We start from the raw sequence: 13,264 nt of genomic DNA on the forward strand, positions 1-13,264 counted from the left end.
CATGGTGCGTGACAATACAAAATGGGCGGCAGGTTAGCTGCCACCCATTGACTTTAAACACAGCTGCTCTCCCAAAATGGGAGAGGGGACTGTCCGTGCGGGCATTTTTTTCTGGGGATCCCTCAGCCCAAAGGGAGAGGGAGCAAAACATTCCCTTGCCCCTTTGGGATGAGGGGACACACACGATAAATCACCTGAAATTCACACTCTTATCGCTGGTCAGACTGTAGAGATCGAACTTGCGCCCCAGCTGCTGGCCGCCATCGCGGGTCAGCGGCGTCCAGCCAATGGCTGCCCGGCTGCGGGTGGCGCCGGTTGAGAAGAGATCCAGCGGAATCGACACATAGACCCCTTTAGTGAAGTCCCCTTCTCCATACTCCTGCGGCGAGACGTTGGTGATGGTGGCATAAGCCCCCACCACCACACCGCTGTCGAAGTGTTTCGCCACTTCCAGAGTGCCGCCTTTATCCCCGGCCAGATACTGCCCGACGCTGGCTTTGATCAACACATCCTGCGCAAACCATGGGGTCCAGTAAGCGCTTACGTGCCCTGTCTTGACGCTGTAGTCGGTGAATTTCATCAGATCCTGCGCGCTGCGCCAGTCACGCTGCTTCACGTAGTTGGCGTCAACGCCAAACGCCCAGTTACTGTCGACAGGACGCCACAGCAATTCAGCGCCCGCTCCGCCATACATAGTTTCCAGATAACCGGCATACACCTGGCCATAGACGTTATTCCCCAGATACTGGAAGTAGTTGGCCTGCAGGTTATTCACATAGACATCGTTCTGCACATATTCACGCACCCGGGTACGGACGCGCGGCAGCTGTGAGTCCGCGGGCGGGTTGGTGTAGTTAAATTTGCCGTAGTTATTGTCGATATTGGCAAACAGGCTGCCGGTGGTCAGCAGGTGATCGGTCAGCCACCAGTCGGCGGTCGCCATCACCCCAAGCTGGTACATATAGAACCCTTCCGGGCCGCCCAGAGACTGGTTGAGCACCGGGTCAATATGGAAATCAAAGCTTGATTTCTCGATATACCAGCCCTGCTCAGTGCTGTCCGGCACTATCGGCGTGACACGTTTTTGCACCAGCTCTGTTTCCTGGCCCAGCGGCTCACCTTCAAGATGACGCTGCAGACTGGCGACATCCGTCTCGGTGGTGACCTGCGGCATATTCAGCCGATTTTCGGTCACCCGAATGGTACGGATCCCTTCCGGCAGGTCGTTCATCACGATACGGTTAGCGCGCTCAATCCCTTCATGCGAATCCCGGTATTTGACCTGCTCACCGGTGACATACAGCGTGTCGCCCTTGACCTGAATTTTGGGATCGGCAAGCCCGGCATTGTATTTCAGCAAAGTGAGCTGATTGGCCACCACGGAGTGCTGGATAATCGCATCCTGCGGCTGCGGGCGGTACTGCGGGCGAGGATTGTCATTATAGGACGGTCGCAGATCATTGAAGTTATTGCGCAGCGTAAAGCCAAACATCCAGGTGTTCCCGCGCTCGTAGCTCAGGTTCACATCGGCCCAGTCAGCCACCCGGTAAACTGCGCCGACGTTAACCTTGCTTCTTTGCGGCAGTTTGCCGGCAAAATCCTGCTGATAGGTGTTGCCTTCGTACTCCAGTTTCAGGCGTAGCGGCTGCCAGGGCGTCTGATATTCCACGCCGCCAAAAAGCGCCGTCGGGCCGCGGAACATCTGGCTGGCATCCACCGAACCGGCCTGATTGTAGCTGTTATCGCGGTAGCAATACTTCTGCTCATAGCTACAAAGCGGGTTTTTGATATTGCCTGCGGTACCCAGGTAGCCCCAGCCCAACCCAAGGGAGAAATCGAACGGGCCCCAGGCTTTGTTAGCCACCACGTACTCGCCGTCAAAAAGCCCAGTCCCGCCAATATCACGCGCGCCGACGGAGACCTGCGGCAGCCAGTAACTCTCTTCCCATAAACGTAATTTCAGATCGAACGCTTTATCTTTGTAAGACTGATCGCCGGAGAAGGCATCCACGCTGCTGTATCGGCGGGTACGAACATCGGTATAGCGCAGGGTGGTTTCCAGCCAGGGGAAGAGCTGGATGGAGCCGGAATAATAGCGGTACTGATCGTTATCCCGGTAGTTGAGGCTAATTTCCCCCTCCCGGGCCATACGGGCTGTTGGCGTTTGCATAAGACCGACGCCGCCGAAGTCCGACTGCGATGGCCCCACCGGCGCCGGATAGCTTTCGGCGTGGCAGGCGGCGCTAATCCCAAGCGCCAGCACACTGATGACAAAGGATTTTTTCATTATTGTTCCGGTATCCTGTGCGTCAGAGAGTAAAGAATGTCGGCGTTAAGCGCCTCATAGCGTGAACCCCACAACGCTGAAGAGAAGCCGACAAAAATCGTACTACCCGGCATGGGTTCTACATGGCGTCGGTTCCAGTAAGCCACCGGCACTTTCTGCGTGCGCCCGTTGGGGTAAATCAGCCAGGCTTCGCTCTTTTCCGCCCCGCTGAGCAGGCTCATCTCGTCGAGGTAACCGACCACATCGCGTCCTGGCGTGAAGGTTTTTTTACCCGGCTGACTGACCAGCCCAAAAACGGTAATGGTGTCAGGCTGCGGCCCAACCCACAGGCTGTAGTTTCCGTCCAGGGGCGGGTTTGCTCCCGCTTCCACACGCACATAATCCGGATCGAGATTGACCTGCTGCCGACCCGTGACCTGGAGTAACTGCACCTGCTGGCGTAGCGCATTAATCGCTGCCGCATCGTCGCCACTCTCCTCGCTCGCCAGCGTCCCTAAGCGGCTCAGTAACGCCTGCTGACGTTCTGTCGCCACTGCGCTGGCCTGACGTTCGCTGATCACCGCCCCTGGCCACCAGCTCTGCGCCAGCCGCGGCTGACCAACCACATCAATCAGATGCGCCGCGTCTGTCAGGGTTTTCGGTTTTCCGTCGCCAGCCGTGTACACCTCGACGGTTCCCGCCGCCAGCGCCTGCGACGATAACAGGCTCAATACCAGAGTGAGGCAAAATCGCATGTTCATGATTTCGCCGCCTTAACCAGGGTGGTTTTAACCGGGAACCAGTTCGCGCCCAGATACTGTTCCGACTGGCGGATCACCCCGTCTTCATCCACCCAGTAGCGGTTACGCCAGCTTTTTCGCTCCGTTGAGACCTCTTCTTCGAGGATCCGCACCTGAGTAACATCGCTGCCCAGGGTCACCTTATCGGTGCCGTTCCAGCGAAACACTGAACGCGCGGTGGCATAGCGCACCTGATTATGCTCGGTCCAGCCCAGTGTGCGGGTCCAGTGCGCACCGTCGACAATCTGCGTCGGATTCGCCAGCGGGTCTGCGGCCAGGTTATTGACTTGCAACAGGTTATCCCCCGGCAGCTGAGTTTTGACGATCCGGTAATGCTCTGTCACGACCAGCGCCTGATCCTGGGTCGCCCATTTCTGTTGACCATTTTCGGCAAAAGCCAGTACCACAAAGACCTGCGGCCCGCCATTAAACTGCATGTACTGGCTGGCGTAGGGCATATCCGCTATCTCGTCATCGGTCAAATGAACGCCAGGCGTGCCGAATACGCTATCCCACAGCGAATGTCCCAACCCTTTGGTGGTGGCAGAACAGGCCTGAATAAGCAGGCAAAACAGGATAATTGCGGGTCGCTTCACGACTCTTCTCCGAAGGGTGACGAAATAACCACACCGAAGTGTGGTTATGATTAAGTACTCGCGATTATTGAGTACTGGTGGTTGTGGTGGTGGTGGTTCCGGTATTGGAACCATCGCCGCCACCGGTTGCCGCCAGGGCAACGCCCACCGCCGAACCTACGGTGCTAACGCTGGTCGCTGAGGAACTTCCCGCAGAGACAGACGTTGCTGCCGACCCTGCTGCTTCACCCACCTGAATCGGTGCTGCAAATGCAGAAGTCGCCGCAAGCGCGGTTATGGCAAAAATGCCAAACAGTGCTTTTTTCATATAAATTTCCCTTCATAGAATGAATGGAGGTAGACCTGAAATAATCAGGCGAGAACCAGTATACACAACTAAAGCAGGCTATTTACGGAATGGGAAACGCAGCGGTGCGTTTTAAGAAAATTAGATAAAAGGGATATATGCAAATAATATATTTAATTTAAATACGTTTATTTTCAATTCCTTATAATTTAACTACCAGCCAGGTATTATAGGTAACATCTGAAAATAACACCGGGTGATTAGCTGGCTATTCGCCTTTTTCAGAATAACCTCAGGCATTAAATTAAGTGCAAGTAGAGGCAACGAGAATTATCCGATAAAAAATGCCGACGCGATGTCGGCATTTTATTTTCTTATTCAGAGCATCATCCAAAAAGGATGAACGATATTAACGCCAGGCTTTGTACAGATTGATCAAGCCATTGGTTGAGCTGTCATGGCTGCTGACGGCTTTGTCATCGCCCAGCTCAGGCAGAATACGGTTCGCCAGCTGTTTACCCAATTCAACGCCCCACTGGTCGAAGGTGAAGATGTTAAGGATAACGCCCTGGGTAAAGATTTTGTGCTCATAGAGCGCAATCAGCGCGCCCAGGCTGAACGGGGTGATTTCACGCAGCAGGATAGAGTTGGTCGGACGGTTGCCTTCGAACACTTTAAACGGCACCACGTGTTCCAGGGTTTTCGGATCTTTACCCTGGTCGGCGTATTCCTGCTCAACCACATCACGCGCTTTACCAAACGCCAGCGCTTCGGTCTGGGCAAAGAAGTTGGACAGCAGTTTCGGATGGTGATCGGAAAGCGGGTTATGGGTCGCTGCCGGCGCGATAAAGTCGCAAGGAACCATTTTGGTGCCCTGGTGGATCAGCTGGTAGAACGCATGCTGGCCGTTGGTGCCCGGCTCGCCCCAGATAATTGGGCCAGTCTGGTAATCCACGGCGTTACCGTTACGATCAACGTACTTGCCGTTGGATTCCATGTTGCCCTGCTGGAAATAGGCAGCAAAGCGGTGCATGTACTGGTCATACGGCAGAATAGCTTCGGTTTCTGCGCCGAAGAAGTTGTTGTACCAGATACCAATCAGCGCCAGCAGTACCGGCAGGTTTTGCTCAGGTGCGGTGCTCGCGAAGTGTTTATCCATCGCATGGGCGCCGGAGAGCAACTCAACAAAGTTGTCGAAGCCGACGGACAGAATGATCGACAGACCGATGGCTGACCACAGCGAGTAACGACCGCCCACCCAGTCCCAGAACTCGAACATATTGGCCGTGTCGATACCGAATTCACCCACCGCTTTACCGTTGGTGGACAGTGCGGCGAAGTGTTTTGCCACGTGCTTGTTGTCGCCCGCGGTCGCCAGGAACCAGTCACGCGCGCTGTGGGCGTTGGTCATGGTTTCCTGAGTGGTGAAGGTTTTGGAGGCCACCAGGAACAGAGTGGTTTCCGGGTTCACCTTTTTCAGCACTTCGGCGATATGGGTACCGTCGACGTTAGACACAAAGTGCATATTGAGGTGGTTTTTGTACGGACGCAGCGCTTCAGTCACCATAAACGGACCCAGATCGGAGCCGCCAATACCAATGTTCACCACGTCGGTAATCGCTTTACCGGTGTAGCCTTTCCAGCTACCGGAAATGATCGCTTCAGAGAAGGTTTTCATCTTCTCCAGCACGGCGTTCACTTCTGGCATCACGTCTTTGCCATCAACCACAATCGGGGTATTGCTACGGTTACGCAGCGCCACGTGCAGTACTGCACGGTCTTCGGTACGGTTAATTTTCTCGCCGGAGAACATAGACTTAATGGCGCCCGCCAGTTCGGTCTCTTTTGCCAGATCCTGCAACAGGGCCAGGGTCTCTGCGGTAATGCGGTTTTTGGAGAAATCCACCAGCATTAAATCGTCAAAAGTCGCGGAAAACTTAGCAAAACGATCGCTATCTTTCGCGAAAAGTTCCGCGATAGTAACGTCCTTCATGTCAGCGTAGTGTTTCTGTAATGCCTGCCAGGCAGAGGTCTGCGTTGGGTTGATATTTTTCATAGCAATACTCTTCTGATTTGAGAATTGTGACTGCGGTCGATTGTAGCGCCTGCGAACGAAAATTGTGATGGTTTTTATATCACTGCCCGTAGCAGTATGAAAAATCGACAAAATATCGCGATAAATTCGACCAACATAAGGCCTTTTTCTAATCGATTCATCTGCATGAAAAATCCGCATAATCGCAACATTGACAGCGGGGCCGCTAGCCTTTATTTCTATATGCGCTACCCGCGTACGCGCGGGCCAGAAGAGGCGCGTTGCCCAGGTACACCGTATTCGAGGAGCCAGTCCGCAGACGATACGTGAGGGGGAGTAACGCCGAGGTGGTGAATTGCACGGCAGCAGTCATCATCGGCTACAGGGGCTGAATCCCCTGGGTTGTCACCAGAAACGTTCGCAGTCGGGCGTTTCACAAGTGGTGGAGCACTTCTGGGTGTAATCGTAGTTGTCTGTCTCTCTGCGCCTACCCCTTTCGCTCTTCCCTTGTGCCATGGCTGAATAATCTATCCCCTGACACGAGGTTGTTATGTCTGAATTAGTTGTCGCCAAGTTTGGCGGTACCAGTGTGGCGAATTTTGATGCCATGAACCACAGTGCGGATGTGGTGCTCTCCGATGCAAGCGTCCGCCTGGTTGTCCTGTCCGCCTCTGCGGGCGTCACGAATTTGCTGGTTGCGCTGGCCGAAGGGCTGGAAGCGACCGAGCGCGCCGTCAAACTCGATGCTATCCGTAAAATCCAGTCCGATATTCTGCAGCGCCTGGCGAACCCCAACGTTATCCGGGAAGAGATTGAGCGCCTGCTGGAAAACATCACTACGCTTGCCGAAGCGGCATCGCTGGCCACCTCCACCGCTCTGACCGATGAACTGGTCAGCCATGGCGAACTGATGTCCAGCCTGCTGTTTGTTGAAGTGCTGCGTGAGCGTAATGTGCAGGCACAGTGGTTTGATGTGCGCAAAGTAATGCGCACCAACGATCGCTTTGGCCGTGCTGAGCCGGACGTTGCCGCACTTGCTGAACTCGCCACCCAACAGCTCGCGCCCCGCCTTGGCGAAAGCCTGGTCATCACCCAGGGCTTTATCGGTAGCGAAGCGAAAGGCCGGACGACCACGCTGGGCCGTGGCGGCAGTGATTACACCGCCGCCCTGCTTGGCGAAGCCTTACATGCCACCCGTGTTGATATCTGGACCGACGTGCCCGGCATCTACACCACCGATCCACGCGTCGTGCCAGCGGCCAAGCGCATTGATGAAATAGCCTTTGAAGAAGCCGCCGAAATGGCAACCTTTGGCGCCAAAGTCCTGCATCCGGCAACTCTGCTGCCAGCGGTACGTAGCGACATTCCGGTATTCGTTGGCTCCAGTAAAGATCCCAAAGCGGGCGGCACCATGGTGTGCAATAAAACCAGCAATCCGCCGCTGTTCCGCGCGCTGGCGCTGCGTCGTAAGCAGACCCTGCTGACCCTGCACAGCCTGAATATGCTGCACTCTCGCGGCTTCCTGGCAGAGGTGTTTGGCATCCTGGCGCGGCACAATATTTCCGTTGACCTTATCACCACCTCCGAAGTGAGCGTGGCCCTGACGCTGGATACCACCGGCTCGACGTCCACCGGAGATACCCTGCTGACCCAGGCGCTGTTGACTGAGCTTTCCTCCCTTTGCCGTGTGGAAGTGGAAGAGAACCTCGCGCTGGTGGCGCTAATTGGCAACGACCTGTCGAAAGCCTGTGGTGTAGGCAAAGAGGTGTTTGGCGTACTCGACCCGTTCAATATCCGCATGATTTGCTACGGCGCATCCAGCCACAACCTGTGCTTCCTGGTGCCTGGCAGCGAAGCTGAGCAGGTTGTACAGAAGCTGCACCATAATTTATTTGAATAATATTTCGTCACACGATAAAAAATGTCTATGGCCGGGCTCGAACCCGGCCTTTTTATAACTAAACACAACACCACGCTTTCAAGGAAAACGCTATGCTCGCCGTACTCACCCGGCTGTTCCCGTTATGGGCGCTGCTGCTCTCTGTTATTGCTTATTACACGCCTTCAACGTTCACCCCTGTCGGCCCCTGGGTCACCACGCTGCTGATGCTGATTATGTTCGGCATGGGCGTGCACCTTAAAATTGATGACTTCAGACGCGTGTTATCGCGTCCGGCCCCGGTTGCGGCAGGTATTTTCCTGCACTATCTGGTGATGCCGCTGGCCGCCTGGCTGCTGGCTATGATCTTTAAGATGCCGCCGGATCTCTCTGCTGGCATGGTGCTGGTCGGTAGCGTGGCAAGCGGCACCGCCTCCAACGTGATGATCTATCTGGCAAAGGGTGATGTGGCCTTATCCGTCACTATTTCGTCCGTCTCCACGCTGGTCGGTGTGGTGGCAACGCCGCTACTCACCCGTCTGTACGTGGATGCCCATATCCAGGTGGATGTGATGGGCATGCTGCTGAGCATTTTACAGATTGTGGTGATCCCAATTGGCCTTGGCCTGATTGTGCACCATCTGTTCCCGCGGGTGGTCAAAGCCGTGGAGCCTTACCTGCCTGCGTTCTCGATGGTCTGTATCCTGGCGATTATCAGCGCGGTGGTCGCCGGTTCAGCCGCTCATATTGCCTCGGTGGGCCTGGTGGTGATTGTGGCGGTGATCCTGCATAACAGCATTGGCCTGCTGGGCGGTTACTGGGGCGGCCGTCTGTTTGGCTTTGACGAATCCACCTGCCGCACCCTGGCTATCGAAGTCGGGATGCAGAACTCCGGTCTTGCCGCGGCGCTGGGTAAAATCTACTTCTCACCGTTAGCCGCCCTGCCCGGCGCGCTGTTCTCGGTGTGGCATAATCTCTCAGGTTCTCTGCTGGCGGGTTACTGGTCCGGTAAGCCTATTAGTGAGAAGTCGCAGGAAGTGGCGAAAAAGGGCTAAGCCTGAACGTTTACCCGGCCTTCGCGCTATCTGCGAGCCGGGTATTCCCGTACACTGGAATCTCTTACTGAATGAGGGCACCGATATGGCACTCCCCCGCATTACCCAAAAAGAGATGACCGAACGCGAACAGCGGGAGCTAAAAACGCTGCTCGATCGCGCACGCATTGCGCACGGGCGGGTACTGACCAACGCCGAAACCAATAGCGTGAAAAAAGAGTACATCGACAAACTGATGGTGGAGCGAGAAGCAGAAGCAAAAAAAGCCCGCCAGATGAAGAAAAAGCAGGCTTATAAACCCGATGAAGCGACCACCTTTTCCTGGTCGGCCAACACCTCAACGCGCGGCAGGCGTTAAGTTAACGCCCTTTCTTCTTGCGCCCAGGCTGGGTAAAACGTTTACCGTTCGACGTCGGGCGCGATTTCTCTTCCGATTTTTCAATCTTCACTACCGGCCGCTTAATATCACTCGTTTTCGGCTTCGGTTTGGCTTTTGCCTTAGGTTTGGCTTCCGAGGATGAGTTCTCAATCAGCTTAAACAGCATAATCAGCTCATCATCGCTCAGATCACGCCATTCACCGAGGGGCAACCCCGCCAGGCCAACGTTCATGATGCGCGTACGCTCAAGTTTGGTGACTTCAAAACCAAAATGTTCACACATACGGCGAATCTGCCGATTCAGCCCCTGAACCAGGGTAATGCGGAACACAAAAGGCGCTTCTTTTTTGACTTTGCATTTTTTGGTCACCGTCCCGAGGATCGGCACCCCGGCCCCCATGCCGCGAATAAAGTCATCGGTAACGGGTTTGTCCACCGTGACCAGATACTCTTTCTCGTGGTCGTTACCGGCCCGCAGAATTTTGTTTACCAGATCGCCGTGGTTGGTAAGGAAGATCAGGCCCTGAGAATCTTTATCGAGGCGGCCAATGGGGAATACGCGTTTGCTGTGGTTAACAAAATCGACAATGTTGTCGCGCTCGCTGTCTTCGGTGGTGCTGACGATCCCCACCGGTTTGTTCAGGGCGATAAACACCAGATCTTCCGCTTCACGCGGCTCAATCAACCGACCATTCACTTTCACAACGTCACCTGCGGCAACCTGATCGCCAATGGTGGCGCGCTTGCCATTGATAAAAACGTTGCCTTGTTCAATAAAACGGTCGGCCTCACGACGTGAGCAGATCCCGCTTTCACTGATGTATTTATTTAATCGGATGGATGAGTCTGGCAGCATAAATTCTCCTGTAAAAGCGAAATATATCTCACCTGATGACAGATAAAAAATGCTCCTCATCGCTACGGACAAATTAAATGTGATCCATCACGTCTTTCCACACAAAAGTGATGCCAGAAAGCGCGCGCAACTTTGTGTGCCGAACAAATGCAGAATCAAGCGGTTAGAGGAGCAAGCACAAAAGTGCTGATGTTTGCGCAGCACAAAAACATTTGTGCAACATAAATGGGCGCGCAGGCAGCCTTAAATAACAGAAAACCCCTTTGAAAGTGCCTCTGTATAAGGTTATATCGGATCAGGTAACACACAGGTCAGTTTGCACATATGTGCAGGGGATGAAAGATGACGATGGAAAACAGCGACGATATCCGTTTGATCGTAAAAATTGCCCAGCTCTACTACGAGCAGGACATGACGCAGGCGCAGATTGCGCGCGAGCTGGGTATCTATCGCACGACCATCAGTCGCCTGCTCAAACGTGGGCGGGAGCAAGGGATCGTCACTATCGCCATTAATTATGATTACAACGAGAACCTGTGGCTGGAACAGCAACTCAAGCAAAAATACGCCTTAAAAGAGGTGGTGGTGACCTCCAGTGAGGCTGAGAGTGAAGATGAGCAGCTTAACGTGATGGGCCAGCAGGGCGCGCAGCTGCTGGAACGCCTGCTGGAACGCCTGCTGACGCCCGGCGACATCATCGGCCTGTCATGGGGACGAGCGGTACGATCGCTGGTGGAAAACCTGCCGCATTCCAGCCAGTCCAGGCAGCTTATTTGCGTGCCGATTATCGGCGGTCCGTCCGGCAAACTGGAAAGCCGCTACCACGTGAACACCCTCACCTACAGCGCGGCGGCACGCCTGAAAGGGGAATCCCACCTGGCTGACTTTCCGGCGCTTCTGGATAATGAACTGATTCGCAACGGTATTATGCAGTCTCAGCACTTTAAAACCATTTCAGCCTACTGGAACAATATCGACGTCGCCCTGGTGGGGATCGGTTCCCCGGCCATTCGCGACGGCGCCAACTGGCATGCTTTTTACGGCAGTGAGGAGAGTGACGATCTCAATGCACGTCATGTTGCGGGTGATATCTGCTCACGGTTTTATGATATTGCTGGCGTAACCGTTGAGACCAATATGAGTGAAAAGACGCTCTCCATAGAAATGCAGCGTTTAAAGCAGGCGCGTTATTCCATCGGCATTGCGATGGGTGCAGAAAAATACAGTGGGATCCTCGGAGCATTACATGGAAAATATATTAACTGCCTGGTAACTAATCGCCAGACGGCTGAATTATTGTTGCAGTAAAAATTTAACAGGTAAATCACGCAATAATTATTGCGCGGGGATCTCATGGCCTAAAATCGGGAGTCGGGTATGCAAACGTGGTTAAATCTTCAGGATAAAGTCATTATTGTCACCGGTGGCGCGTCGGGTATTGGCCTGGCCATTGTTGCTGAATTAATAGCGCAGGGCGCAAATGTACAGATGGCCGATATTCACGGCGGCGAAGGTCAGCACGAAGGAAACAGCCATTATCACTTCTGGCCGACGGATATTTCCAGCGCCGGTGATATAAGCCATACCGTTGATGAAATCATTCAGCGATTTGGTCGTATTGATGGTTTAGTTAATAACGCAGGGGTCAACTTCCCTCGTTTATTGATCGACGAAAAAGCCCCGGCGGGAAAATATGAATTAAACGAAGCCGCTTTTGAAAAAATGGTCAATATCAACCAGAAAGGGGGCTTTTTAATGTCCCAGGCGGTGGCCCGCCAGATGGTTAAACAGCGCGACGGAGTGATTGTGAATGTCTCCTCCGAGAGCGGACTTGAGGGTTCCGAGGGCCAGAGCTGCTATGCCGCCACCAAGGCCGCACTCAACAGCTTTACCCGCTCCTGGTCAAAGGAGTTGGGTAAACACGGCATCCGCGTGGTGGGGATAGCACCTGGCATTCTGGAAAAAACCGGTCTGCGCACGCCGGAATATGAAGAGGCGCTGGCCTGGACGCGCAATATCACCGTCGATCAGCTGCGTGACGGCTATACAAAGAACGCGATCCCCATTGGACGCGCGGGTCGGCTGGCAGAAGTTGCTGATTTTGTTTCTTATTTACTCTCAGAACGGGCCAGCTACATAACCGGAGTAACCACTAACATTGCGGGCGGAAAAACGCGGGGTTAAGGAGGCGATATGGTGAATGTAATCTTCTGCGCCCACGGGCAACTGGCCTGCGCCATGCTGGAATCGGTACAAATGGTGTATGGCGAGGTCAACGTCAGCGCGGTGGCATTTGTCCCCGGCGAGAACGCGAATGACATCGCCAGCAAACTCGAAAAGTTAGTGAGCGCACACATACAGGATGAATGGTTGATTGCCGTCGACTTACAGTGCGGAAGTCCGTGGAATGCGGCGGCGACGCTTGCCATGCGTAATCCTGAGCTGCGCGTCATCAGCGGCCTCTCGCTGCCACTGGCGCTGGAACTGGTGGATAACCAGGCCAGCATGAACGTCGACGAGCTCTGTACGCACCTGACGACCATCGCCCGTCAGACCTGCGTGGTCTGGCAACAACCGGTAACCGCCGAGGAGGATTTCTGATGAATATTACGCTGGCCCGTATTGATGACCGCCTTATCCACGGCCAGGTCACGACCGTCTGGTCGAAAGTGGCCAATGCCCAACGCATTATTATCTGCAATGACGACGTTTATAACGATGAAGTTCGCCGCACCTTATTACGCCAGGCGGCGCCGCCGGGAATGAAAGTCAATGTGGTGAATATCGAAAAAGCGGTCGCGGTTTATCATAATCCGCAATATCAAAATGAGACCGTTTTTTATCTTTTCACCAACCCGCAGGATGCATTAAAGATGGTTTCTCAGGGGGTGAAGATTGCCACATTAAATATTGGCGGCATGGCCTGGCGACCGGGTAAAAAACAGTTAACCAAAGCCGTATCCTTAGATGACCAGGATATTCAGGCATTCCGTGAACTGGATAAGCTGGGGGTTAAATTAGATTTACGGGTGGTTGCTTCCGATCCCTCGATTAATATTCTCGACAAAATAAAAGAAATCGCTGTAACAGAATAAAAAATAACGCCTGTGTA

The 13,264-nt window shown here is 54.0% G+C and carries 13 protein-coding genes and 1 riboswitch; of the genes, 7 read left to right on the forward strand and 6 right to left on the reverse strand.

Annotation, left to right across the window (positions count from 1 at the left end; all coding sequences use genetic code 11):
• Window positions 1-190 precede the first annotated feature (190 nt).
• The 5 genes from ACSZO4_RS13635 to pgi all read right to left on the reverse strand — a co-directional run bounded on the left by ACSZO4_RS13635 (window position 191) and on the right by pgi (window position 6,004).
• Window positions 191-2,287 carry a YjbH domain-containing protein gene (locus ACSZO4_RS13635; RefSeq protein WP_437889515.1) on the reverse strand — a complete coding sequence of 699 codons (2,097 nt, stop codon included), beginning with the start codon at window positions 2,285-2,287 and terminating at the stop codon, window positions 191-193.
• On the reverse strand, window positions 2,287-3,027 hold the full coding sequence (locus tag ACSZO4_RS13640) for a capsule biosynthesis GfcC D2 domain-containing protein (RefSeq protein ID WP_437889516.1): 741 nt from the start codon (window positions 3,025-3,027) through the stop codon (window positions 2,287-2,289). Before ACSZO4_RS13640 ends, ACSZO4_RS13635 begins: the two co-directional genes overlap by 1 nt.
• Entirely contained in the window at window positions 3,024-3,662 is a 639-nt protein-coding gene (locus tag ACSZO4_RS13645; protein WP_437889517.1) for a YjbF family lipoprotein, read from the reverse strand. The genes ACSZO4_RS13640 and ACSZO4_RS13645 overlap by 4 nt, the downstream gene beginning before the upstream one ends.
• A 64-nt stretch (window positions 3,663-3,726) precedes the next feature.
• Window positions 3,727-3,969: an exopolysaccharide production protein YjbE gene (gene yjbE / locus ACSZO4_RS13650; RefSeq protein WP_437889518.1), complete on the reverse strand. Its 243-nt coding sequence runs from the start codon at window positions 3,967-3,969 to the stop codon at window positions 3,727-3,729.
• 388 nt (window positions 3,970-4,357) lie between these two features.
• On the reverse strand, window positions 4,358-6,004 hold the full coding sequence (pgi, locus tag ACSZO4_RS13655) for a glucose-6-phosphate isomerase (RefSeq protein ID WP_437889519.1): 1,647 nt from the start codon (window positions 6,002-6,004) through the stop codon (window positions 4,358-4,360).
• 242 nt (window positions 6,005-6,246) lie between these two features.
• Window positions 6,247-6,444: riboswitch (Lysine riboswitch) on the forward strand.
• Window positions 6,445-6,533: 89 nt separating this feature from the next.
• On the opposite strand from pgi, the gene lysC reads away from it, so the two are divergent.
• From lysC to ACSZO4_RS13670, 3 genes are all read left to right on the forward strand, one after another.
• Window positions 6,534-7,883, forward strand: a complete 1,350-nt coding sequence (lysC, locus tag ACSZO4_RS13660) for a lysine-sensitive aspartokinase 3 (protein ID WP_437889520.1) — start codon at window positions 6,534-6,536, stop codon at window positions 7,881-7,883.
• A gap of 92 nt (window positions 7,884-7,975) precedes the next feature.
• The gene (gene panS, locus ACSZO4_RS13665) at window positions 7,976-8,917 is read left to right on the forward strand and encodes a ketopantoate/pantoate/pantothenate transporter PanS (protein ID WP_437889521.1); all 942 of its coding nucleotides are present in this window, start codon (window positions 7,976-7,978) and stop codon (window positions 8,915-8,917) included.
• A gap of 85 nt (window positions 8,918-9,002) precedes the next feature.
• Window positions 9,003-9,275: a DUF3811 domain-containing protein gene (locus tag ACSZO4_RS13670; protein WP_437889522.1), complete on the forward strand. Its 273-nt coding sequence runs from the start codon at window positions 9,003-9,005 to the stop codon at window positions 9,273-9,275.
• A gap of 1 nt (window position 9,276) precedes the next feature.
• Here the strand turns inward: ACSZO4_RS13670 and rluF are convergent, their stop codons facing one another.
• A complete protein-coding gene (rluF, locus tag ACSZO4_RS13675) occupies window positions 9,277-10,152 on the reverse strand; it encodes a 23S rRNA pseudouridine(2604) synthase RluF (RefSeq protein WP_437889523.1) in 876 nt (291 codons plus the stop codon).
• Between the two features lie 348 nt (window positions 10,153-10,500).
• Between rluF and ACSZO4_RS13680 the strand changes: the two genes are divergently transcribed.
• From ACSZO4_RS13680 to ACSZO4_RS13695, 4 genes are all read left to right on the forward strand, one after another.
• Complete coding sequence (locus ACSZO4_RS13680; RefSeq protein WP_437889540.1) at window positions 10,501-11,460, forward strand: sugar-binding transcriptional regulator; 960 nt, start codon at window positions 10,501-10,503, stop codon at window positions 11,458-11,460.
• 69 nt (window positions 11,461-11,529) lie between these two features.
• Window positions 11,530-12,336, forward strand: a complete 807-nt coding sequence (locus ACSZO4_RS13685; protein WP_437889524.1) for an SDR family oxidoreductase — start codon at window positions 11,530-11,532, stop codon at window positions 12,334-12,336.
• Between the two features lie 9 nt (window positions 12,337-12,345).
• Complete coding sequence (locus ACSZO4_RS13690) at window positions 12,346-12,753, forward strand: mannose/fructose/sorbose PTS transporter subunit IIA (RefSeq protein WP_437889525.1); 408 nt, start codon at window positions 12,346-12,348, stop codon at window positions 12,751-12,753.
• On the forward strand, window positions 12,753-13,247 hold the full coding sequence (locus ACSZO4_RS13695; protein WP_437889526.1) for a mannose/fructose/sorbose PTS transporter subunit IIB: 495 nt from the start codon (window positions 12,753-12,755) through the stop codon (window positions 13,245-13,247). Before ACSZO4_RS13690 ends, ACSZO4_RS13695 begins: the two co-directional genes overlap by 1 nt.
• Window positions 13,248-13,264 lie beyond the last annotated feature (17 nt).

It is taken from the genome of Phytobacter sp. V91, assembly GCF_965644225.1.
In the GTDB taxonomy this organism is placed as follows: Bacteria; Pseudomonadota; Gammaproteobacteria; order Enterobacterales; family Enterobacteriaceae; genus CBFFRJ01.